The 23124-nt window shown below is 60.3% G+C and carries 9 protein-coding genes; all 9 read right to left on the bottom strand.

Annotated elements, in window-relative coordinates; all coding sequences use genetic code 11:
* Positions 1 to 76: 76 nt before the first annotated feature.
* The 9 genes from ACSHWJ_RS05840 to ACSHWJ_RS05800 all read right to left on the bottom strand — a co-directional run bounded on the left by ACSHWJ_RS05840 (position 77) and on the right by ACSHWJ_RS05800 (position 22927).
* Positions 77 to 682: a hypothetical protein gene (locus ACSHWJ_RS05840; protein WP_432539360.1), complete on the bottom strand. Its 606-nt coding sequence runs from the start codon at positions 680 to 682 to the stop codon at positions 77 to 79.
* On the bottom strand, positions 679 to 2106 hold the full coding sequence (locus tag ACSHWJ_RS05835) for a TolC family protein (protein ID WP_218812200.1): 1428 nt from the start codon (positions 2104 to 2106) through the stop codon (positions 679 to 681). The genes ACSHWJ_RS05840 and ACSHWJ_RS05835 overlap by 4 nt, the downstream gene beginning before the upstream one ends.
* Positions 2099 to 5275: an efflux RND transporter permease subunit gene (locus ACSHWJ_RS05830; protein ID WP_218812201.1), complete on the bottom strand. Its 3177-nt coding sequence runs from the start codon at positions 5273 to 5275 to the stop codon at positions 2099 to 2101. Before ACSHWJ_RS05830 ends, ACSHWJ_RS05835 begins: the two co-directional genes overlap by 8 nt.
* Before the next feature lie 19 nt (positions 5276 to 5294).
* Positions 5295 to 6344, bottom strand: coding sequence for an efflux RND transporter periplasmic adaptor subunit (locus ACSHWJ_RS05825; RefSeq protein ID WP_238536818.1), 1050 nt, complete (start codon positions 6342 to 6344; stop codon positions 5295 to 5297).
* 528 nt (positions 6345 to 6872) lie between these two features.
* A complete protein-coding gene (locus tag ACSHWJ_RS05820) occupies positions 6873 to 7550 on the bottom strand; it encodes a hypothetical protein (RefSeq protein WP_218812202.1) in 678 nt (225 codons plus the stop codon).
* A gap of 632 nt (positions 7551 to 8182) precedes the next feature.
* Positions 8183 to 18232 (bottom strand): filamentous haemagglutinin family protein, encoded by a 10050-nt coding sequence (locus ACSHWJ_RS05815; RefSeq protein ID WP_432539361.1) that lies wholly within the window; start codon positions 18230 to 18232, stop codon positions 8183 to 8185.
* Positions 18233 to 18245: 13 nt separating this feature from the next.
* Positions 18246 to 19889 carry a ShlB/FhaC/HecB family hemolysin secretion/activation protein gene (locus tag ACSHWJ_RS05810; protein WP_256994124.1) on the bottom strand — a complete coding sequence of 548 codons (1644 nt, stop codon included), beginning with the start codon at positions 19887 to 19889 and terminating at the stop codon, positions 18246 to 18248.
* A gap of 162 nt (positions 19890 to 20051) precedes the next feature.
* Entirely contained in the window at positions 20052 to 21545 is a 1494-nt protein-coding gene (locus ACSHWJ_RS05805) for a hypothetical protein (protein ID WP_017364660.1), read from the bottom strand.
* A 92-nt stretch (positions 21546 to 21637) separates the two neighbouring features.
* A complete protein-coding gene (locus ACSHWJ_RS05800) occupies positions 21638 to 22927 on the bottom strand; it encodes a PKD domain-containing protein (protein WP_017364439.1) in 1290 nt (429 codons plus the stop codon).
* Positions 22928 to 23124: the final 197 nt, after the last annotated feature.

Below are 23124 nucleotides of genomic sequence, written 5' to 3'. Positions count from 1 at the left end.
CGGGATGAAACCCGGACAGGGGATGGCAGTCCGAGAGCCATCTGGCTTGAATGAGTAGCTGGGTATACCGCGACCTCTATGACGATTGCCTGCCGATCTTGAGAAGGAACCCTTGGATATACGCCGGCGTCAAAATGAATGGAGTCGAAACAGAACCGTTGGGGCCAAGGAGATGCAGGGTGATTCCTTTATGTTTATGTTCGGTCAGATATCGGCCTTCCAATTCGATAACGATAGCGTCCTGAAATTCGCAATTGAATTCACATTCTACTCCTTGTCGTAAAGAATAAGCGGAAAACTCGTGGCCGTCGTCGTCGGCCGCGTGGATGGCGCCACGCCAATGGCCTCGATACCGATGGTCGACTGTGAGAAAGTACCGTGTATCGCCCAAGCGATTCGCGTTTGCATGCAAACTGATTTCTTTCACCTCAGGGAAGCCTTCCGGTTCGGCTTCCTGAGTGACGACGGGTCCATGATAGAAAACCCACCCCGTAGACGTATCGCGGCTGACCTGTACCGCCTTCTCTACATGGGTGGTCTCGTTCGGTACGGTGCCCAGACTACCCGCACAGCTTGTCAGCAGACTATTCAATAGAAAAAAAAGAAAAGGCACGCATCGGATTAGAGTCGTTGCCGGCTCGCATCGGCGAAGAGCACCTGCTCTAGGTGCCGGACGACTCATCTCCAGCCTCCGCCAAGGGACTTATAAAGGTCGACCATCGCAAATACCTGTTTTTGCTTTGTTTCAATCAACTCACGTTTGGCTTCGAGAGCATCCCGTTGAGTCGTCAATACATCCAGATAGAACGTTCTTGCGGATTTGAAGAGTTGAATAGAAATATCGATCGATTTGACCAGGTGGTCAACCTGGTCCTTCTTTAAGTTGAAGCTCTTCCGCGTATTCTCGATATTCGATATCTGGTTCAGAACTTCAACATAGGCGTTGATAATGGACTTTTCATATTCGAATGCGGCTTCGACCTGTTTGACATTGGCGGTTTTGAAATTGGCTATGATGGCATTTTTATTGACCAGGGGGGCAACCAGTTCGCCCGCGACATAGGCTGCCAATGATTCCGGTGTATTGATAAGATATTTCATTGCAAATGCGTCAAATCCAACCCCAGCTCTGATGCCGAAAGAAGGAAAAAACTCAGCCCTCGCAACCTCGATGTTCAGTTGGGCCGCGGCCAGCTCCAGCTCGGCCTTTCTGATATCAGGTCTGTTCAGGAGCAGTTGTGATGGAATACCGGTGTTGATGAGTTTGGGTTCGAGATCCAGGAAGCCCGACGAGGTCCGCCTGATCGGCTGAGGCGTCCGGCCGAGCAGGTAATTGATCCGATTCTCTACGACGACGATTTCCTGCTTGATCTCGTACCTTTTACTCTGGTTCTTGGCCACCTCAGCTTCGTAACGTTTGACGGCGAGAGCATCTGCTCTTGCAAACTTCTGAAGCTCTTTGACGATCCGCAATGCGTCCTGCTGAATCGCTATGTTCTGATCGAGATTTTCCAGCTGATTATCCAGCGTGACGAGTTCATAGTAGGAGTGAGCCACCTCGGCCACGAGATTCGTGATGAGGAAGTTCTTTCCTTCCATGGTCGCCATGTATTCGAGCATGGCCACCTCAGTGGCGTTCCTAAGTTTTCGCCAGATGTCCAGCTCCCACGTCGATGTAAGCCCGAACTGATAGTCGCCTACAAATGTCGGAAACGGATTTCCTGCAAGCGGAAGATTGCGTTCGACGGCGCCATTGAAGGTATAGTCGCCGGGTTTTTCTCCCCCGGCTTTGGCGCCGGTCCTGATGAAAGGCAGGTACGCACCGCGCCTCGCCTGAATTTCATTTTCGGCAGCGCTGATACGCTGCATCATGATATTTACGTCCTTGTTGTTGGCAACGGCAATCTCCAGGAGATTCAAAAGGTTTTCGTCTTCAAAGAAGTCATTCCATTTGATGATTGCTGAATTTGATTTCTCGGTCGGCCCGGCCTTGTACCGATCTGGCAAATGGACGTCCGCTGTCCTGGTCGTCATATCAGGAATTCCGCATGCCTGTAACGTCAAGGACGCCAGAACAGCTAGGAAACGACATACAACCTTAGTCATCAAGGTCGTCCCTGGTGTACTGGTAAGTTTCGGTAAAAGGTTCTTTGTCTTCGTTTCTGATCAGGGACTTACCTTCGATCATTTTCCCGAATAGGTAATAGAGTCCTGGTATCAGAACGACGCCTACGACGGTTCCGAATAGCATCCCGCCCATTGAGGCGGTTCCGATGGTGCGGTTTCCTATTGCGCCTGCGCCCGTGGCTTTAACCAAGGGTATCAAACCTGCTATAAAAGCAAACGAAGTCATCAGAATGGGACGGAAGCGCGCTTTTGCTCCCTCGATTGCGGCATCCTTGACGGACAAACCCAGACCGTGCCGTTGAACCGCAAACTCTACGATAAGTACGGCGTTTTTTCCTAATAGCCCGATAAGCATGATCAAGGCTATTTGTGAATACACATCGTTGGCGAGTCCAAACAATTTCAGTAAGAAATAGGAGCCAAAGATGCCTGCAGGCAGCGAACACAGCACAGCCAATGGCAAGATGAAACTCTCATATTGGCCTGCGAGAACGAGATAAACGAACACGATGACGACCATGAAAACGATGACCGCTTCATTGCCTCGGGCCGCTTCGTCGAACGACAATCCTTCCCACGCGATGTCGTAACCACGTGGAAGAGTCGTTGCTGCGACTTCTTTGACGGCTTCAATGGCGTCTCCCGAAGTATATCCTTTTGCTGGAGCGGCCCGAATCACCGCGGAGTTGTAGAGATTGTAACGGGTGATTTCATTCGGTCCCTGGGTTTTTTTCATCGTCATGAATGACGAGTAGGGAACCATTTCTCCTTCTTCATTCTTGACAAAATAATTTAGAATGTCTGAAGGGTATCTGCGGTATTCTGGAAGTGCCTGTGCGTACACCTTGAAAAAGTTGTTGAACCTAATAAACCCTTGTTCATAGGTGCTCCCGATCATGATGTCAAGATTTTCCATGGCTTTGGCTATCGATACATGTTTTTGCATCGCAAGCTTGTTGTCTATTACAAGCTCATATTGGGGGAAATTGGCTGCATAGAAAGTAAACAAGCCGGTTAATTCCTTGCGCTTTTTCAATTGCATGAGAAAATCTTGGGTGATCTTGTCAAATTGCTGATAATCGGTGACGTCAGACTTGTCAAGCAGCCGTAACGCTAGACCTGATGACGCGCCGTAACCGGGTACGGGAGGAGGTTCAAAAAATTCGATAATCGCTCCAAAATCCCTGGATTTCTCCTCTAGCTCCTTGATGATATCCTGCACGGTATTCTTGCGCTCTTCCCAATCTTTCAGGTTGATGATGCAGGTGCCAGCGTTAGATCCTCGTCCCTCGGTCAGAACCTCATATCCGGCAAGTGACGAAACGGACTTGACTCCTTCGATTCCTTTGGCCAGTTCCTCGAGTTCACGAGCGACCTTGTTGGTGGTTTCTATTGTCGATCCCGGAGGGGTTTGAATGATCGCGTATATCATTCCTTGATCTTCGCCAGGAATGAAGCCCGCCGGTAGTTCAAGATTGACCGCATAAATACCAATAGAGAAACCCGCAAAGGCAAGAATGGTCACCAGGCGGCGAGTAATGATCTTTTCTAGAATCGTGACGTATCTGCCGGTGGTCTTTTCAAAAAAGGAATTGAATGTATCAATGAAGATGCGGACTGGAGTTCGCTTTCTTGGTTGTCCGTGAGTATTTTTCAGGATCATGCCGCAGAGTACAGGTGCAAGTGAAAGCGCAACCAGTGCGGAAATCAGAATCGCGGACGCCATAGTAATGCCAAACTGTCGATAGAACACACCGACAGGTCCGCTCATGAAGGAAATGGGTACGAACACCGATATCATTATCAAGGTGATGGCAATGATGGCGCCGCCGATTTCGCCCAAAACCTTCTTGGATGCCTGATAGGGGGATAGGTGTTCTGCCTCCATCTTGGCATGTACGGCTTCGACTACCACGATGGCATCGTCTACCACGATGCCGATGGCTAGTACCAGGGCGAATAGAGTGATCAGGTTTATCGATAGTTCGAAAGCCTGTATGACTGCAAACGTACCGATCAAAGAGACAGGAATCGAAAGGATCGGTATCAACGTCGAGCGCCAGTCACCCAGGAAAACAAATGTAACCAGGGCGACTAGCACGAAGGCTTCCATCAACGTATGGAGAACCTTGTGGATGGATGCATCCAGAAAGCGGGAAACGTCGTAATTGATTTCATAATCCATTCCTTCCGGAAAAGTCTCCTTCAACTCTCTCAGTTTCTTCTTTACGTCCTCGATTACTTTGCTGGCATTGGTGCCGTAGTTTTGATTGAGGACGATCGAGGCGGAAGGAAGGCCATCCTTATCCGAATAGATATTCCAGAATTCACTGTTCAGATCGACGGTGCCGATATCCTTTATACGCAACAGTTCGCCTTCCGAGTTGGCTCGTATGATGATATCCTCATATTGCTCCGGCTTGTTGTACCAGCCTTCATACACCAGAACATATTCTTTCGATTGGGCTGTGACTCCCGTGCTCTGTCCCAATCTGCCAGGCCGGCCGATAATGCTTTGCTCCTCGATGGCCTTGAGTACTTCCTCTGTTGAAACCTTATAGGCTCTCATCCTGTCCGGATTCAGCCATATTCGCATGGCATATTGGCGGCTGCCCAATATCCTTGCCTGTGCTATGCCGTTTACACGTTGGATCTCTGGAACGACGTTGACGTAGGCGTAATTGAAAAGGAATTTTTGATCTGCATTCTTGTCTTTGCTGAACAGATTGATATACATCAGCATGCTTGGCTGGATGCGCTGGACCCAGACCCCTTCGAGCGTCACCAGCTGGGGGAGCCGGCTCATGGTCGTATCCAGCCGAGTCTTGACGTCGATCATGGCTTGCAGTGGATCGATTCCCAGATCGAACAGGATCTGGATCGTAGCCTCCCCAGCGCTCGTCGCGGCAGAAACCATGTATTTCATGCCGGGAACGCCATTGATCGCACGTTCTATTGTGATGATGGACGATTTCACCAATACGTCCGCACTCGCTCCTGGGAATGACAGTGTTACGGTTACGCGGGGAGGGGCAATGTCTGGAAACTGTGATACCGGCAATGATTTTATCGACAGAAACCCCATGAACACGATCAATAGTGACAGCGATATCGCCATCACCGGTCTATTGATAAAAACGCCAAACATAGATGAATACGAATCCTGTTTATTCGGCATGGAGCTGCAGATTTGACTGTAGCTTTTCTGTTGGAATCAAGGTGATGTCCAGATGGTCGCCAGGATGTACTTTACGCAAGCCCTCGATCAAGATCTTGTCATCATCTTTGACGCCTTGCTTTACCAGAAAGAAATATGGAATTTCTGCGTCAATAGTGATCTGCCTCTGTTCGACGACGCCTTCATTGTTGATGACGTAGACAAACATCTTGTCCAGGACTTCGAAGGTGGCTTTTTGGGGGATGAGCAAAGCGTTTTTGTATGGCTTTTTCATTATGATGGTTCCGGTTTCTCCATGTCTGAGGAGACCGTTGGGATTCGGAAAAGTGGCCCTGAACTCGATATTGCCTGCGGTGTTGTCGAAATCTGCTTCGATCGTTTCGATCTTGCCTTCCTGATCGAAAATCGCGCCATTTGCCATTTTCAGCTTGACTTTCGAGTATGTCTGGTCGGCGTTGTTATTGGTTTTGTAGTCGAGATATTCGGATTCGGGTACGTTGAAATAGACCCATAACTTGCTGATGTCGGAGAGCGTGGTTAATAGTGTCCCTTCGTCCAAAAGGCTGCCATTTCTGGCCAGGAGATGATCGACGATTCCGTCAAATGGGGCATTGATGGCGGTGAAACTCAAATGTGTCTCTGCCAGTTTTACTTCGGCATTGGCCTTGTCCAGCTTGGCTTTGGCCAAAGCGAGTTCGTTCTGCGATACGATATTCTGGTCGGCCAGGCCTTTGGTGTTTTTGTATTCGATATTCATGATGTTGGCTTCGGCTTGTGCCTTCATCAGTTCTGCTAGATAGATGGCCGGCATGATTTTGAACATCGGCTGGCCCTGATGTACCAACTGACCCTCATCTACATATATGTCTTGCAGGTAGCCTTTTTCCATGGCCCTCACCTCGATATGTCTGATGCCGTGTATCTGACATACATATTCCTTTTTTATTGATATGTCTTTGCGAAATGGGGTGGTTGCTTCGTATTTTGGAGTTTCCTGGTGCGTTTCGTTGTCCGTCTCCTGGCAGGCAAGCAACGACATGGCAATGAGGATGATGTATAGGGGCGATGTTGTGTTCATCGTTCAGGAGGGGGATGTTTATTCAGTCAGCTTCGTCGTCGATCGTCTGCAGGTTGGTTCAAGGAAACCGCAGCCGTGTCGATAAAAAAGATGTCATGGCCCGTTTGTCTTTATGGGAGACAAAGTCGGGGTTTATTGGTTACCTTTTGGCCGAACTGATGCTCTGTGGAATCCGTGGTAAAAGCGTGCTTTAGCAGGCTCGATCGTGTCTTGTCGATCGAGCAAGCAGGAGATCGTTATCGGTCCTCATTTGGACATGGGTCCCTGTGAGGTTTGATGAATCGACACGGCAGACAAACGACAAGCAAAGAACTCACTTCGCTCAAACGGATTTCTGAAAGGTGGTTGCCTCCTAGACATTCATGCTGACCTGGCATGGAGATAACGGACCCATCGGATATCGATCACTGTCATGGCCTGTATGTTTGTCATTGGCGGGAGGATGGGGTGTCGTCGGTTACCGTCGCCATCGGCGATCGGGGTTGGCCTTTATTTTATTTTCTGGGGTACGCCGACACATGAGAACGCGTCCCCCGTGGGGTTCGTCGTTCCTTGGCCACATACGAAAAATTCGTCATACGTTTCGTCGTTGATCATGGCCGTGATATGGAATCCATAGGCGCCTACTCCTTGCACGTCTGCAGAATCGCCGGTCCGTGGGCCAGTCGGGCCCGTCATGAAGCGCGCGGAATATTTGTAGTTGAACTGAGGGTCCATGCTTTGAACCAACGGGCCCATCATGGTGTATCCGTAATAAGGCTTCAGCATTGTGGCGCTAATGACGTTCTTGTCCGATTCGGCGGTTACGTGTGTCTGTTTCTTCAGGCGCAGAACGTGAATCATGACATTCATGATGGTGTCGTCTTTCATGACGTCGACGGGAACGTATTTGGCGCCGCCATTATTGGTGTCGTCGTCGAAATCGGGGATCGTTTTGGTGAGATCTAGCGTGGTCGGGGTGCCGACGTTCTTCTTGATCCACAGATCGAGTCCATTCATTTCGTTGGCCAGTGCCGGCTCATGGGTGAATCCCACGAGAACCAGGTAGTAACACGGATCGTTATGGGTCGTACTTGGGAGACAACGTGCTTCATGAGCTTGAACGTTACCTGCCGCGAGAAGTCCTGCGCTCATCAGCACAGCCGGGATGAGGTGGTCTGCTTTCATGGGTGAGTCCTCTTGTCATTGGCATTGAAACGGAGGAGCTCACGCATGCTGCTCCACGGATATTGGGGATATCCAAGGTCGGTGGCTCCTGCGCACTATCAAGCAGCTTTGGTGCCAGAAGCGGATGGGTTGATTATTCAAGGGTTTTGAGGGTTTCGGTTGCGGGCGAAGGGGTATATAAACCGAAGGGGTAGGATATGAACCAGAAGCGGGCCGGTCCGTGAGCAGCAAGATTCGCGTTCGAAGTGACATCCACCTACGGAGCACAGATACGCCGACAACGCAGGCAGGTAGGGAGGGAGAATTCTACCCACCGTGGCGCAGCGGGGGCTTCTTCGGCGAAGAAGGCTCCGATTGGAGGCGATGACGGTGCACCGGGAGAGGCGGCGCGCCGCTTTGGCGGGGTTCGCGGTGGAGAAGTCGAACACGTCGCCGGGATTCGTTCCGGACGTGCCGGGCGTTAGAGCGAAGCTCGGATGAAAAGGGGAGGCATCGGCTCCCGTTGGTGAGTGACCGGGACTTGACGTTTCCGAAATACCGGGCCCTTTCGAGGCCCCGGAACGAGCAGCGCGGGATGTCTCTTCGCCGCGCGCCGCCGCGGCGCGGACCGGTCCGGCCGGCGGCCGGACCGGTCAAGTGCAGCCGGGCGAACCGTTCTTGATGTCAGTCGTCGAACATTCGCCGAATCCCAGCAACTCGACTTTGAGCGGGTTGAGGCCGCTGGAATTCGCCACCTTGGGTTCGGACTTCTCCTCGCTGTCGGACACGGTGGACTGCATGGCGGCCTGTGTGGCCGCGCCCGCAGCGGCTGCCGCGCCGGCCGGAACCACCGGGACGCTGACATTGGTGCTGGGTACGCCGGTGGCGGTGCCTCCGACCTGAATGTTGCTGGCGCCGAGTACGGCCGTCGCCGCGATCGCCACGTTGGTGCCGCCGATGCCCGCCTCGCCGGCATCGACCACGCCCCGCGGGGCGGCGAGGAATACGTCACCGGGCACGGGGGCCGTGCTGGCTGCGGTACGGATGCCGCTGCCCGATACCACCGGTGGGAATTCGACCTGCAGGTTGCCGCGTTCGTCGAAGGTGATCCGCGGCGGCGGGACGGCGATGGCCGATTTGGCACCGCGGCCGGCGTCGATGTTGCCATTGGATGACCAGATGGTGATGTCACCCCCGTCCATGGCGAACACCCGTGATTGGTTGACCATGAAATTGCCGTTTACCAGGGCATTCACGGCTCCTTGCCGCTGAGCGACGATGCCCAGATCGCTGGCGGCCTTCGAGCCGGCGAAGGCAACGGCCAGACCGGCATTCACACCGCCGCCGGGAACGAGGAGATTGATGTCGCCGCCGTCGACGGTGTGGATCTTGCTGAAGAACAGGCTGAGATTACCCTTGTAGTGGGTGTCGCCGCTTTGCGGGAAGAGGGTATCGATGGCCGCGAAGCCGCGGTCGTAGGCGGATTTGCTGCCCGTCTTGGCGGCCTGGGCGGCGGAGATCCGGATTTCTTCGAACAGGATGGCCAGCAGGAATTCGTGCTGCTGGTCGCCGGGCAGGGCCCGATAGGCGTCCACCGCACCGGCGTAATCGAGCCTGCCGTTGCCGGTCCGCCGGCGCATGTAGTCGCGCAGGAGGGTGCGGTACCGGGCCGAGGTGGGGTCGTATTTCTCCGCGAATTTGTCGAAGCGCGCCTGGTTGCCGTTCAGGCCAGCCATGACCGTAATCGAGGCGCCGTTGTCCGGCAGGGTGCGGTTTTCGGTGTTGCCGATGGTGTAAATGCCTTCCGAAGCGCCCAGGTCGATGTTCCGTCCCGCGCTGACCCAGAGCTGACCGGGGCCTGCAAGCCGGATTTCGCGGGTCAGGTTCACCAGATTGCCCTGGGCGTTGCGCGGGGAGGTGAAACGGATGTCGCGGCCTGCGGTGATGGTGGACATCGCATAGTCGGGGTGCTGCACATGCAGGCTGACATCGAACAGATCCCGGCCCGCCATGACGTCCACCGCCTTGGGCAGGACGAGGAGCAGGGGATCGACGGAGGCGATGTTGCCATTGGCGTATATCCTTGCCGCCTCGCTGTCGCCGCGATGGACGGGAACCTGGGCGTGGATCAGATTGGCGGCGCCGAAGGGTTGCAGCCTCTGCGAAGCATCGTCCCAGCTCCGGGTGGGATGCGCGATCCCGGGCAACAGGGCGGGGTCGGCGTCTGACTGGGTGACATTGACGTTGTCACCCACCGAGCCGCTGCCGATGTTTCCGCCCGCCATGAGGTTGAAGCTCGCTTGGGCAGCGGGATAGGTCGTGAAGCTGCGTTCCAGCACGATGTCCCCTTGCAGCGCAGTGACGTCGAGCGAGGCGGGATACACGCCGAGCGCGCTCAACGAAGCGCCGGGGAAGCTGAGCTGGTTCCTCGTGCTGCGCAGATTGTTGACGGCGCTGACCATCCCCGGGATGTCGTTCTGGAGGCGGACGTTTCCCGCGAGCGATTCCAGCGCGATGCCGCTGCGGTCGGAATAGGTGAAGAAGAAGTTGCGGGCGGTAGCGCTGTTGATCACGGTGGGGTTGATGGCCGCGCCCAGTTCGATGTCCTGGCCGGCGTTCAGGCTGAACCGGGAGTCTCCCAGTGCCAGCACCGGCCCCAGGCCGGTCGTCGATGCCTTGATTGCACCCCTCGCGCTGATTTCCCCCATGCCCTTGCCGGTGTAGAAAGTACCACCCAGGACGTCGCCGCCGGCACGGACGGTCAGGTTCCCGCCGCCGGAAATCTGCACTTCGTTGGTGTTGAAGCCGGTGTCGGAGGGATCGTTCGGCTTGGAAGGGGTGCCGAGCTGTTTGCCGGTGGTGGCGATGACCGCCGAAAGATCGGACACGTTCCGACCGGCCTCGACCGTGATGTTGCCGCCGCCGAGTGCGCCGATGTTCTGCTGGAAGCTTCCCTGCTGCGCCGAGGTGCCGACCGGACCGCCGATCGCCACGGCCCAGGCCGTCGGCGTTTCGCCCTGGTGACTGGTGCCATCGGTCCAGTTGCCGGTGCGCACCAGCCAGCCGTCGAAGAACTGGCCGGTCTTCGCGCCGATCACGTCGCGGCCGGCGCTGATATGGATGTCTCCGCCGTCGACCGGGTATTCGCCGTAGAACTGGAAGGCTACGAAGCCGTTTTTGAAATTGCCGTAGCGTTGGGTGTCGGTCGGACGGCCCGCAGTGTAGATGGATGAGCCGGCATTGGTCAGGACCACGTCCCGGCCGGCGTTGACGTCGATGTCACCGGTGCCGGTCCGCACCGCGACGTCGGCGCCTACCACCACGTCGGTGCCGGCCTGCAACCGGTAGCTCCATGAAGAACCGGTCTGCAGCATGTCTTTCACGGCGACGGTGGCACCGGGGCCGAGGATGCCGGAAACGTCGATGCCGTTGGGGTCATCGCGGAAGCCGTCACTGAGTTTGCCGTCGATCGAGAGCTGGCCGGCGGCTTTCAAGGTGAGGACGCCCGGACGGCCGCCATAGCGCCAGTCGACCAGGTCCCAGCCGGCCGATCCCAGGGTCAGGTCGCCGCTGCTGCGGATCTCCAGGCCGGCTCTGAGGCCGCCAGGCAGCCCCAGACGGCTCTCGATGGCGCCGGCGTTGGCCATGTAGGCGTCGGTGTCGGTTTTCCAGGCCGCGATGTCGGTACTGCCGATGGTGCCGCTGTGATCGTAGATACGGACGGCTTCCACCGTGGTTTCCCGGGCCCCGGTCACGGACGATCCGAGGTTCCCCGAGACGGCGACGTCCTGCCCCGTGCGCAGCGCGCGCAGGTTCACGGTTCCGTTGGCGGAACCGTCCGTCGCGCTCACGTCGATTCGGGCGCCCGATGCCACGGTGATCCCGCCCTGCGGACCCGGGTCCATGGACTCCAGCGCGATCCGGCCGCCCTGGCTGGTACTGCCGTGCGCTTCCAGGTCGGCGCCCGCAGCCAGGGTCAGGCCGCCGCCGGCCTTGAGGTCCAGGCTGGCGTTGTCGCCTTGGGCTTTCAGGCTGCCGTCGATCCGGACCGAGCCCTGGTCGGCCGCGAGTTCGACGGTGCGTGCCGCCAGGGTATCGCCGGTATTCAGGTGCAGGTCACCGGTGCGCGCCCTCAGGCTGATGCCATCGCTGAATCCGGCCGACGCCAGCTTGCCGGCCATTCCGCCGACGTCGCCCCCGTTTTCCAGGGTATGGACATCGAGACCGAAACGGCCGCCGCGTTCCGTGCCCCGGGCGTCGATGTTGCCGTCGAAGCGGAATCCGCCCGCTGCCGCCGACACCTGCAGCTCGCCGCCCTTGCTGCCGTTGAGCGCGAGCTGGGCGCCGGATTCCAGCGCGACGCTGCCGGTCCGGCTGGAGAGCTCCACCGCACCGCCGTCGGTTTTGACATTGGCTTTGCCGATGCTCACTTCCCGGCCGGAAACGTCGATGTTGGAGCCGGCGGCGAGGACCACGTCGCCTTTCAGGGCATCGAGCTTGACGACGCCGGACTTGAGCGCAATCGTCCCGGCGTTCCGGATGCTGTCCGCGGTGATCGACAACTGGGCACCGAGTGCGTCGGCGGCGGCCTGAGCGGCGCCGGACGACTGGATGGCGACCGCGTGGCCGGTGGCGTCGATCCGGGTGTCCGCCCCGCGGTCGCCGGTGACGACGGGGGTTTTGAAGTCGAGATCCGCCGAGGCGGTCAGCGTGCCCGTACCCGAGCCGACGATGGCCTTGCCGGCTTCGACCGTCACTTTGGAATAGCCCTCGAGTGCATAGGCGCCCCCGCCCAGTTCGACGGTGTCGGCGACCAGGGAGAGAGTGCCGGTGCCGTTGCCGGTACGGCTGGTGCTCGCAGCGAGCGGATTCTCCAGACGGATGTCTCCGGCCTTGATGCTTGCGGTCTGGCCGGCGTTGTCGAATCCCAGGAGTCCGCCCGAGCGCAGTACGATCCGCTGCGATGTCAGTTCGACCGGGCCGTACAGGCTGATGTCGCTGCCGCTGTTCAGGCGCAGTTCGTTCGCATGGAGGGCGTTCAGTGCCGTCTGGCTCAGCGCCAGGCCGTTCTGGAAGCTGGCGTCGGCGCCCAGCCCGATCCGGCTGGCGCCCAGCGATACCGAGCCGCCCTGGGCCAGGAGTCTACCGGAAAGATCCATGTTGGCCGTGGCATCGATGATCATGGAGTTGGACGTGGCCAGGGTCGCGCCGGTGCCGATCCGGATCGAGCCGCTCTGACCCGAGACACTGCTGCGTTGGAGATCGGCTTGGTCCGACGTCGACACCCGCAGGAAGGCTGCATCGCCGTCGACTTTATAGACCTTCGGTGTTCCGACGCTCTTGGACGGGCCTTCGGCGGTGATGCCGGAACCCTTGGCGAGGGTGATGTTGTCCTTGGCGGTGAGGATGAATTCGGAGCCCTTGAGCCGGGCGTTCTGCTCCAGGGAGATGGTCGAGGCATGGGTGTCGACCGTGACGGTACCATCCACGGTGTTGCGCACACCACCGATGGCGATGCTGGAGACCCCCAGCCCGTTGAGCTTCTCTGCGACCAGCCTGATGGCGCTGCCGGTCGCCTGCCCGGCGTTGCCTTGGGAGACGATGGCGATGTTGGTGGCATCGATGTCGAGGCGGCCGCCGCGGCCCTTGGCGCCGGCTTTGGCCGACACCCGTCCGTCCAGACCCAGCGCCGTCTCCGCCGAGATGAACAGTGAGCCCGCGTCGCGCGGCAGATAGGGGAGCGCGGTTTCATCCTTGGCCGCCTTGGCAGAGAAGAATGCGTTGGCGCCGTAGGTCGAATATTCGGCGCGGGTGCGGGCGGCGCTGCCGGGTTCCACCGCGAAGCCGCTCCAGAGTGCGTCGCGGATGCCCGTGCCGGAAACGGTGCGGTAACCGGCGACGATCGGAGCGCCGTCGGCACGCTGCAGGTCGAGGCCCGGCACGATGTTGGTGACGTTCTTGTCGGGCGTCACCAGATAGGCGCCGGGGAGCAGCGCATAATGGGCCGGCAGGAGGACGTAATAGCCGGCCTTGAGTCCGCCGCCGCCGGAGAGGTAGACGCTGTCGCCGACCTTGAGGCCCGAGGTGGCGGATTCCAGCGGATCGTAGGGCGCGGTCGTACCCTTGAAGGAGGGCAGGACGGCGTAGGCTTCCTGGTAGCCCTGGCTGGTGGGGTCGAGCAGATCATAGGAACCGCCTGGTCCCGGCACGAATTCGAAGGCGAACAAATCGCCGCCGCCCCGTGTGTCGATCACCGAGCCGTTGGCGATGTCGACCTTCGGACCGTCGAGCACCAGTTTCTTTTCCGGCGGCGCGGTGAAGACCAGGTTCTGGTCGCCCAGCGGGTAGATCCAGTCCAGCCCGCCCTGGGTGCGTCCGAACGGAATGATCGCGCCCTTGGCCGAATTGGAGGTGACGCTCCCGGCGGCCAGTTCGAGACGGTTGGATGCCTGGAAATTCAGCTGGCCGAGCGGCGCTTTCACGGTGCCGCCCTGGACGATGTTCGGAGCCTCCAGCGTCAGTTTCCCGCCGGCGGAGAGCACCGTTCCCCCTTTCGAGTCGCCTGGCTTGACCGTGAGCGTCCCGTCGCTTGTGCCTCTCACCGCGATCCGGAAGTCGCTCAGGGTCGACGGATAGATCTGGTCGGCGATCAGGGTGAGATCGCCGGCCGCCAGGAACTCGCCCAGGAAGTCCCGCTGCTGCTGGGTGGTGCGCACCCCGATCAGCCGCAGGTCGCCGGCGCTTTTGAGGTTGGCGCCGTCGAAGCCCTGGAGGGCGGTGGTGCCGACCAGGTCGATCAGGCCGGCGTTGACTTGCAGGCTGCCGTTGCCGGTGGTCGGAGCGGCGTTGCCAGGCCGGGTCTGGGTCGAACCCAGCGCGACGTAGGCCGAATCCAGCGACACCTTGCCGGCGGTGGCGCCGGTGGCGGGCGCGAAGGCCAGCACCGGCGCGTCGAGGACGATGCTGCGCTCGGTGTGCAGGTTGAGGCCGCTGCCCAGTTCGATGCGGCCCGGTGTGCGCAGCGTCAGTTCGCCGAAGCCGCCGCGTTCGACCTGGCCGGCGCTCAGCACCGCCTGGCCGTAGCGGTTGGAGGCCACGGCCTCGCCCTGGACCGTGGCTGTCCCCGCGGGTCCGGACTGGTTCAGCGATATCACGCTGGGGACCTTGGGGAAGGGCGTCTGGCCTTGGCCGATCTCGTCGGGTTCGGCCCGGGTGTTCGGATTGAGTTCCAGCGACAGTCCGCCGCCCGCGGCGCCGGTTCCGTCACCGGCCCGTCCGTCCAGCTTCCCGTAGAGCTGGATGCCCTCGGCGGCGCGGATCGCGATGCTGCCGCCGGAGGAGGCGATCTGGCGGCGCTCCTGGGAGATGGCGCCGTTCGGTCCCCTGACGGGTACGTCCAGGCGTCCCTGGGTCCCGGAAACGTCGAGTTCCGAGCCCTCGTCCGCCACGACGAAGCCGCGGTCGGCGTGCAGGGTGATGGTTCCGCCGTCCAGCACCTTGCCGGTCACGTGGTCCGGCCGGTCGCTGTAGAGCAGGGCAGTGCCGGACACGTCCACCTTCGCGCCGGAACCGATCCAGATGCCCTGGTCCGCCTTGAAGCCGGGGTCGGTGCCGGCCGGCGGCGTGACGGTCATCGCCACGTCGCCGCCGGCAGCTTCGAGGGTTCCGTTCATGAAGATGCTGGAATCCGATTGCAGCGAAATCTTGCCGCCGGCATCGGTATGGATCACCGCGCCGTCGCCGATGCGCACAGCAGCGTCCTTTCCGCCTTGCCCGACCTTTTGGGCCAGCACCAGATCGAGCTCTCCCGCTTGGCGTGACAGTTCGGGGAGCAGCTCGACCTGCGCGAAGTCGCGGAAGTTCGAGCCGCTGACGCGGCGGACGGCCGTCGGATCGATGACCCGGTTCTGGACGCTGAGTTGGATACGGGTTCCGTCGCTGACGGTGACCCCGCTCTTGTTGGAGCCTACGGAGTAATGCGCAAACCCGCCCTGGCCGAAGAAATCCGGGGTGAGGACCAGCGGGTCGGCGCCCTTGGCGGTCCCGACGTCCGTGGCGTTGCCCAGGATCACCTGGTCGGAGACGAGACTGAGCGACCCGCCCTTGCCGCCGGCGAAGGCATAGCCTTCGAGCGTGCCTTTCAGTTTGAGGTCCGAGCCGTCGACGGCCGCGGCTTCCAGGCTGATGCTCCCCGCGTCGCCGGCCTTGATGCTGTCTTTGCCGGTGCGCCGCGCTCCGCCGCTGACGTCGATGCGGCTACCGGCGGCGAGATTGACGTCACCTTCGGCCTTCGCCGAAACGGTACCGCCGTTCACCAGCACGCGGCTGCGGTCCTGCCCGGCGTGGCCGGTAGCGTCGGCCGGACGGTCGTTGATCCACTGGCCGCTGACGTCGATGGTGGCGCCAGCGCCCAGGTCGATGGCACCGGACAGCTTGCCCTGGGTGGCGCTGGTGAGCCGGGTCGAGAGATCGACTTCGCCGGCGTGGGCCGTGATCGTTCCGTCGACCTTGATTTCGCCGCCGGTGAGCGCGAGGCTGCCTCCGTCGGTCATGGCGAGGTTCTCGCCGGAGCGGATGGCGACCTTGCCGTTGGTCTTGATATCGGCGTACATGATGCCGGAGTCGCGCAGCTTGTTGCCGGACAGCACCAGGGCGGCCGGCTGGCCGGGCTTCTCGGGGTCTTGGGGAAACGGCTGGTCTTTGCCGATGCCCAGAGATCCCGGGGCGCTGCCGAAGATCACGGACTGGGTACTGTCGGGGCTGCGCGCCAGGTCGATCTTGAGGGTTCCGCCGGCGGGCTGGGTTCCCGCCTCACGCTGGTGCAGACCGGCGGTCGCGGCGCCGCGCATCTCGGCCTCCAGCGCCAGCGCCGCCGCCTTGATGTCGAGCGTGCCAGCGGCCTTGCCCTCCACATAGCCCTGTTCGTAGCGCCCCAGGTTCCTGGGGCCGATGATGTCCCAGGTCTTGGTGACGTTCCAGGCCTTGAACTTCTGGGTGACCTGGCCGAAGATGCCGGCATAGGTCTGATTCGGATCGGCGCTGCCGATGTCCACCGTCTTGCCGTCCGGCGTCAGCAACTGGGTGGTGTCGATGTAGCCGGAGCGGTAGGCCACCGAACCGCCGGAGAAGTCCAGCAGTGCGCCCCGCTGGAGGATGGCGTCGCCTTCCGATGTGAGTTTGATGGTACCGCCGGCGGTGCTGCGTTCGGCCACGGTGCGGGCGATGCGCTCCAGTTCGCCCGAGATGTCGGCGATCGGCGTGCCCTTGCGGATATCGACCCGTATTTTCTTTCCATACAGTACGCCGTGGCGTTGCAGCGGCGAGTCCCGCAGTTCATTGCTGCGCAGTTCGACCGTCACCACGTTGCGTTCCATCGGCACGCTGACGTCCTTGATGCCCGATACGTCGATCGTCGCGCCCTTGTCCACATAGACGCGGGCGTCGTTCTTGACGTTGTCGAGGCCGGGGTTGGCGGGGTTTTCGGTGGCCGTCACCGTGACCTTGCCCGAGCGGGACACCAGTTGCGCACCGTTCTCGATCCGTATCTGGTGTCCCATGATTTCCACCCAGGAAGCATCCTGCGCCTGGCCGTCCACGGCGGTGGCCGGGTCGTTCAGGTCCGGATTCGCCGAAGTCTTGCTACCCCCTTTCAGTGTCACCGTGGCCCGGGTGCCCAGGCCGTCGTCCAGGGGGGCGCTGCGTTTGGTGCGGTTCGCCTGCAACAGCCAGGCATCGCCCTCACGCCGCACGCTGGCACCCTCCCGTGCCAGCAGCCGCACCGAGCCGTTGACGCGAACCGAGGTGGTCGCCGACACCCGGCCCTGCTGGTTGACGGCGAATCCCATCAGCGTCACGTTGCCGCGCTCCGCCAGTGCCTTGCCGATGTTCGCGACTTCGCCGCCGGTCCCGACTTCGACCAGAAGGCCGCGCAGGGTGGAGTCTTTGCCGGCTTCCTGCAGATAGACCTTGTCGGTGGCGGCGATGAGGAGAATCTGGCCGTCCGGCGAGGAGAGATCGCCCTTGTTCACCACGGAAGGAGCGGCGGCGATGATGCGCCCGGAATTGGCGGTCTTGACGGAGGAGCCTTCGGCGAACTCGATGCCGATCTTGACGCGATTCCCCTTCTCGTCAAGGACGAACTGGCCCTGGTCGTCGACCCGGTAGACTTTGCCGTCGCCCACCAGCGCCGCCCGTCCGTCCTGGTCCAGGACCTTGGTGATGCCGCGCTGGAAGGTATCGTCGGTGATGTTCAGCGTGCTGACCAGCAGGGTGTTGACGTCCACCTGCGAGCCTTTGCCGAACAGGAATCCGTTCTGGTTGAGCAGGTAAACCTGGCCGTTGGCGGAAAGCCTGCCGAAGATGCGGCTGGGATCGTTCTGGTAGATGCGGTTGAGGGCGATGGACGAAGCCGAGGGCTGCTTGAACTGCACCGTGTTTCCGGCGCCGATGTCGAAGCTCTTCCAGTTCAGGATGGCGCGGTCCGAGTGCTGATTGATCGTCATCAGGTTGCCGGCGACCGACTGGTCGGCGCTGCCGCTCGACACGAAGACACCGGCAGGCACCGGCAGGCTTCCCGCATGCGCGGCGCCGCCGGCCAGGAAGGCGCCGGCCAGTACGGTACGGACGGAGGCGGCGAGCGGTTTGAGGCCGAGGTCGGCGGGGGGAAGATGGGCTTTGCGGTTTGCAGCTTCGCGGGTCGTCATGCTCGTTCCCCGATCAGTAATCGTAGGCGATGCGGAAATCGACGCGGGTTTCGCCTACCGCGACGCTTTCCGTCCGGGTAAAGGGATAGGACCAGAACAGGGTGCCGTTGAGTTTGCGCCACAGCTCCATGTTGAATCCGGCGCCGGTGCTGGCCAGACTGAAGTGCTGGGGCTGTCCGGGCAAGGCGTCCTTGACCCAGAGGTAGGCGAGGTCGCCGAACACCAGGAACCGGAGCAACCCCATGTTTTCGTAAAGGTACTGACCGAGATCCGGGCTGTAGAATTCCAGCGAGCCGTTGATGCCATTGTCCCCCAGCCGTTCGACCTCGTGGTAGCCGCGCACGCTGAACATGCCGCCGGCGCCCATCTGTTCGTTGCTGATCAGGGGTACATTGGTGATCTGGCCGGTCATCCGTACCTGCAGGGACAGGTCTTCCGGCAGTACCTGCCGGTGTCGGACGTCCCCCTTCAGGTAGACGTAATTGGGGGTCGCGCCGAAACGGCGGTTTTCGAATTCCTGATAATCGCCCCAGAACAGGACATGAGTTTCCAGGTTGAGTTGGCTGAACGAACCATCGTCATAGCCGAGGCTGGCGTCGTAGCCGGCCATGAAGGGCGAGTAGCTGATCGGTGTCATCTGGGTGCCGCTGTCGGACAGGATGGCCTGGCCGAAGTTCTTGTAATCCCAGCCGAGGGTCGCGTAATGCCCGAGTTGCTTGGTGAGGCGGGGGAGGGGTTTGATCCAGCGTAGCCCGAAGATTTCGCCGTCGCCCACCACGTTGAGGGCGCCGACCGTCGACACGCCGCTCTTGGAATTCAGGCCGATGCCGTAGAAGACCATGCGGGCGTCGGAATTGAAGATGTCCATGGGCATCACGTAGGTGCCCGACCAGACCTGGACGTTGTCGGTGTTTTCCGGGGAAACCTGGAATTGCAGCGAGGCGCTGTGATTCAGCTGCCAGAGGTTGTCGTAGCGCGCCGAAGCGATCAGGCGGGTACGGCTGGTGCCAACGCTGTTGCGGCCGTTGAACTCCAGCCCCGCGTGCAGGGGCAGCTGGTCGTCCACCGCCAGCTCCACTTCCACCGTCCCGGGGGTATTGCCGGCTCGCATCACGGGCGTCACCGTGCGGTCCGCATTCTCCGCCGAAAGCTTGCTGAGCTGTTCCTGGGCGGCGGGCAGATTGAGCGGCTGGCCTTCGGCCAGGGCCGGCACCTTTTCTTTGATATGGCCCAGCGAGAAATACCGTGAGCCGGTCACCTTCAGGCGGTCGACCTTGCCTTCGCTGACCTTGAGGATCACCACGCCCTCGTTGACGTCCTGTTCGGGGATGTCCACCAGCGCCGCCGAATAGCCGGCGTCGTGGTAAGCCTTTTCCAGGGCTGCGCGCGCGCTTTCGACGTCGCCGATCGACTTGCCCGGCCCGAGAAAGCCGTAGACGGTCTTTTCGACCACTCTCTGATCCAGCACGGAATTGCCCTCGACCCGGTACTCCCAGACGTCGAACAGCGGCGCCTGTTCAGCCGCGGCGTCCGGCGGGCTGTCCTTTGCGGCCGGGTTGCCGGTCGGATCGGCATTGGCCGGCGATGCAGCCAAGGCCAGACAGAAGGGGATGCCGGCAAGGACACCGGTGCGGCTCCGCGGCATTGTTTCTTGCATGCGTTCCATTCGATACCAGAGAGACGGACTTTGCCTTTATACGGCGTTGCACCTGTATGAATACAAATAGCGATAAAACCGGCGTCCCTTCCGGAACGCCGGTTTATGCCCCCGCAGCGGGGAGAGGCGAGGCCGTGCGCGGCCCCGCCACAGCCCCCTCGATCAGAGCCGGTTCGGCAGGTTGTCGTTGACCACCGGCACGCGGCAGTTGTCCAGAGACAGGCCGGGCGCATGGCTGTAGGGCAGGATCGGATTGTTGGGATCGAACTTGCCATCCGCCGACGGGGTGTTGCCCGCCGTGGTCACCGCGAGATAACCGCCCTGGCCGAAGGGATGCGCGTAGGCGGCGTTGTTCTTGGCGGTCAGGCTGGGGCTGCCGGCATCGGATGCGATCTTCTGGATGATCTTCAGCTTGTCGCCGGTCGGACCGTTGTAGGCGGGTTTGCGCCATTGATAGGTATTTTCCGCCCAATCCATGTAGTGGCCGCTTGCCGTGTTGGCGAGCGTGGGTGCAACGCCGTCGATGGCGATGAAACGGTAGTTGTATTTGAGGTTGGCATTGCGTTCGGTGCTCTGTACACCGATGGCCCAGGCCTTGACTCCGGCCGCATTGGCTTTGCTGTTGTTGGTGCCCTGATTGAAATCATCCAGGCAGGTGTCGACATTCCCCGCGCCCGAGTTCAGGATCACGACCGGTCCTGCCAGCGGATTGGAGGTGGAAGCGGGACTCAGTGCGCTGTCGGTGCAGGGTGCATTGAGGAAATTGGCATTGGTGGTGGCCTGGGTACCCGATCCGTTGACCCGGCGGCAGATATAGACCTTGTCGTCCGTGATCGATCCGTTGGCGTATTGGGTCAAGTCGCCTTTCGCCTGGCCGTTCTTGTCGACGACCTTGATTTCGCTCCATTTGCCGATGTTGCCGGTGAGCAGGCTGGCGATCTGATACTTTCTCAGGCTGGGCATGCAGCGCTCGGTGTCCTGCCCTTCGCAGTCCGGGTCCAGGGTACCCATGTCGATCTGGGCGCGCTGCAAAGCGTCGCGCAGAGATTTGGTCACCGGCGTGTTGAAAACCAGGGCGCCGCCGGAGACCACGTCCAGGCGCTGGCTGACCTTCGCGGGATCCACCGGAGCCACGCCATCCGGCGTGTTCATGCTCCGGAACATCGCGGGATTGACGTCGGAGACGCCGGCGTCGGACACCTTTTGCGCGAGGTCGCCGGGCTGGGAGATCCGGCACAGCCAGTTACCGCTCGCCGCATCCTTCTGGCAGTTGCCGTTGTTGATCATCATGGCGTCGATCGCCTGTTCGTCGAGCACCGGGCCCACACCCTGCGCCGAACCGCCGGCGGAGCGCTTGTGGAACAGCACCTTGGGATTGTTGACGGAGAGCCCCGTCACTTTGGACGAGTCGATCTGGCAGAAGATAGCCGTGTGTGCGGAACCGGGGTTGGAGGGGTTCGAGTTGTCGAAATAGACATCGAGCGTTCCTCCCACGCAGAGTTCTTCGAACAATTGCCGGACATTGCCATCCTGGGCCGATGCGCCGGACATGAAGATTTCGATGTCGGGCGATACGCCGGGTTCCAATGCCCAGCCCTGAGCGCAGAATCCCAGAGAGCTTGCCGCGACCGCTGCAGCGATTTTCTTGACTTGCATGAGTTAACTCCTGTCTGTTTGAGAGTGATTGGGTGATTACGCCGGGCGGCCCGCCGGTTCCGGCGGGCCGCCGTTCCTGGACCTTGCCGGAGTCAGGGTTCTACCGTGACGTCGATCTGGTCGCAGACGAACGAGGACTTTTTGCTCGGTTTGACGCAAACCCGGAGCACACCCTGTTGTGTGACGTGCTTCTTGGTCGGCTTCCACAGGGTCTGTCCTTTTTTGTTGGCGACGCTCTTCAGTTTCTTGAACTTGGAGCCGCCGTCGGTGGAGAACTCGAGGTTGACCAGCTTGCTGGCCGGCACTTCCGTGGTGGTCCAGGCGACTGTCTGAGCCTGCTTGACCTTCCAGGCCGCGGGCGCATCGATGTGGATGGAAGCGCCCGTGGAGCTGCCTTCCACCGTGACGGTGGCTTGGGCGGTACCGGTGGCGGCGCCGTCGCTGACCGTCAACTGGAAGGTGTAGCTGCCGACCTCGGCGGGTGTGAAGCTGGCTTTCGCCTGATCAGCGTTGCTCAACGTCACCGTGGGGCCGGAGGTCTGCTTCCATGCGTAGGACAAGGGTTGGGGACCGTTGTCGGGATCGGTGCTGGCGCTGCCGTCCAGGGTGACGGTGGTATTGACCGCTACCGTCTGAGCGGGATTGGTGATGGCCGCCGTCGGGGCTTTGTTCCCCGATCCCGAGCACAGGGTCGAGGTGCCGGTGCCGCTGTAGCTCAGAGCGCCGGCGCTCGACAAGCTCCATGCCCCCAGCTTGGTGATGTGTTCTCCCTTGGAATCGCCGGTGGAGTTGTTGATGAAATAGAACTCGAGTTCGGCGCCGGGGGTGCCTTCGGTGTTGCCGTTGACGGAGCTCCCCATGGTGGGACCCCAGGTGCCCTTGCCGTGATAGGCAAGGTCGTCGGGACCGAACACGCCCGATTTGTTCTCCGCCGCCTGCCCGGGCTTGTTCTCGAACGGCTGGACGTTGAGGGCGGCGATGTAACCCTGGATCTTCTGGATCGCATTGTCGATCAGGTTCCATTTGGCGCTGAAAATGTCCTTGCCCTGGCTCGATGTGGCCAGATAGCCCCATTGAGTGATGTTACTGGCATCCTTCAGCAAGGGATTGACCGCCGCGATGTTGTAGACCAGGTTGGTTTTGCCGGCAAAGGCCGCAAAATTGGGATCCTGCGCCAGATTGGCGTCGAGGCAGCCCTGGCCGTTCATGAACTGGACCATATCGACGCCGAGGTCCTTGTAATAGGACTTCTTTCCGTCCACATCCAGGATCGAGATGAACAACTCGCCCGGCGTTCCGAACTTCCCGTCGTTGATGGCCGCATGGGCCGGGTGCCCCGCGGCGACCAGCGTGCCCAGAAAAACTGCTCGCAATTTCTTCATGGTTTTCGCACTCTCCGTAAATGGGAAAAACTCTCGTTCGCCACGCGAACCCGGCGTTGCCGAGCCGGCCGGATTCAGACATGGGCGATGCATTGATGCTCCGATGGCCGGTCTCCCCCCACCCCAAAAAATCCCATCGGGACACCGATGGCGCGGCCGCCGAATGTCCCTTGAGAAGATGAGTGCGCAAAAGTAGC

It is taken from the genome of Methylococcus sp. S1M, assembly GCF_051295855.1.
Lineage (GTDB): Bacteria > Pseudomonadota > Gammaproteobacteria > Methylococcales > Methylococcaceae > Methylococcus > Methylococcus capsulatus.
This window is presented reverse-complemented; position numbering and strand designations above follow the sequence as displayed.

What these genes read in the sequence shown, in the direction of transcription:
- ACSHWJ_RS05840 (WP_432539360.1), bottom strand. Translation starts at nt 682, where the DNA reads ATGAGTCGTCCGGCACCTAGAGCAGGTGCTCTTCGCCGATGCGAGCCG.
- ACSHWJ_RS05835 (WP_218812200.1), bottom strand. Translation starts at nt 2,106, where the DNA reads ATGACTAAGGTTGTATGTCGTTTCCTAGCTGTTCTGGCGTCCTTGACG.
- ACSHWJ_RS05830 (WP_218812201.1), bottom strand. Translation starts at nt 5,275, where the DNA reads ATGTTTGGCGTTTTTATCAATAGACCGGTGATGGCGATATCGCTGTCA.
- ACSHWJ_RS05825 (WP_238536818.1), bottom strand. Translation starts at nt 6,344, where the DNA reads ATGTCGTTGCTTGCCTGCCAGGAGACGGACAACGAAACGCACCAGGAA.
- ACSHWJ_RS05820 (WP_218812202.1), bottom strand. Translation starts at nt 7,550, where the DNA reads ATGAAAGCAGACCACCTCATCCCGGCTGTGCTGATGAGCGCAGGACTT.
- ACSHWJ_RS05815 (WP_432539361.1), bottom strand. Translation starts at nt 18,232, where the DNA reads ATGACGACCCGCGAAGCTGCAAACCGCAAAGCCCATCTTCCCCCCGCC.
- ACSHWJ_RS05810 (WP_256994124.1), bottom strand. Translation starts at nt 19,889, where the DNA reads ATGCAAGAAACAATGCCGCGGAGCCGCACCGGTGTCCTTGCCGGCATC.
- ACSHWJ_RS05805 (WP_017364660.1), bottom strand. Translation starts at nt 21,545, where the DNA reads ATGCAAGTCAAGAAAATCGCTGCAGCGGTCGCGGCAAGCTCTCTGGGA.
- ACSHWJ_RS05800 (WP_017364439.1), bottom strand. Translation starts at nt 22,927, where the DNA reads ATGAAGAAATTGCGAGCAGTTTTTCTGGGCACGCTGGTCGCCGCGGGG.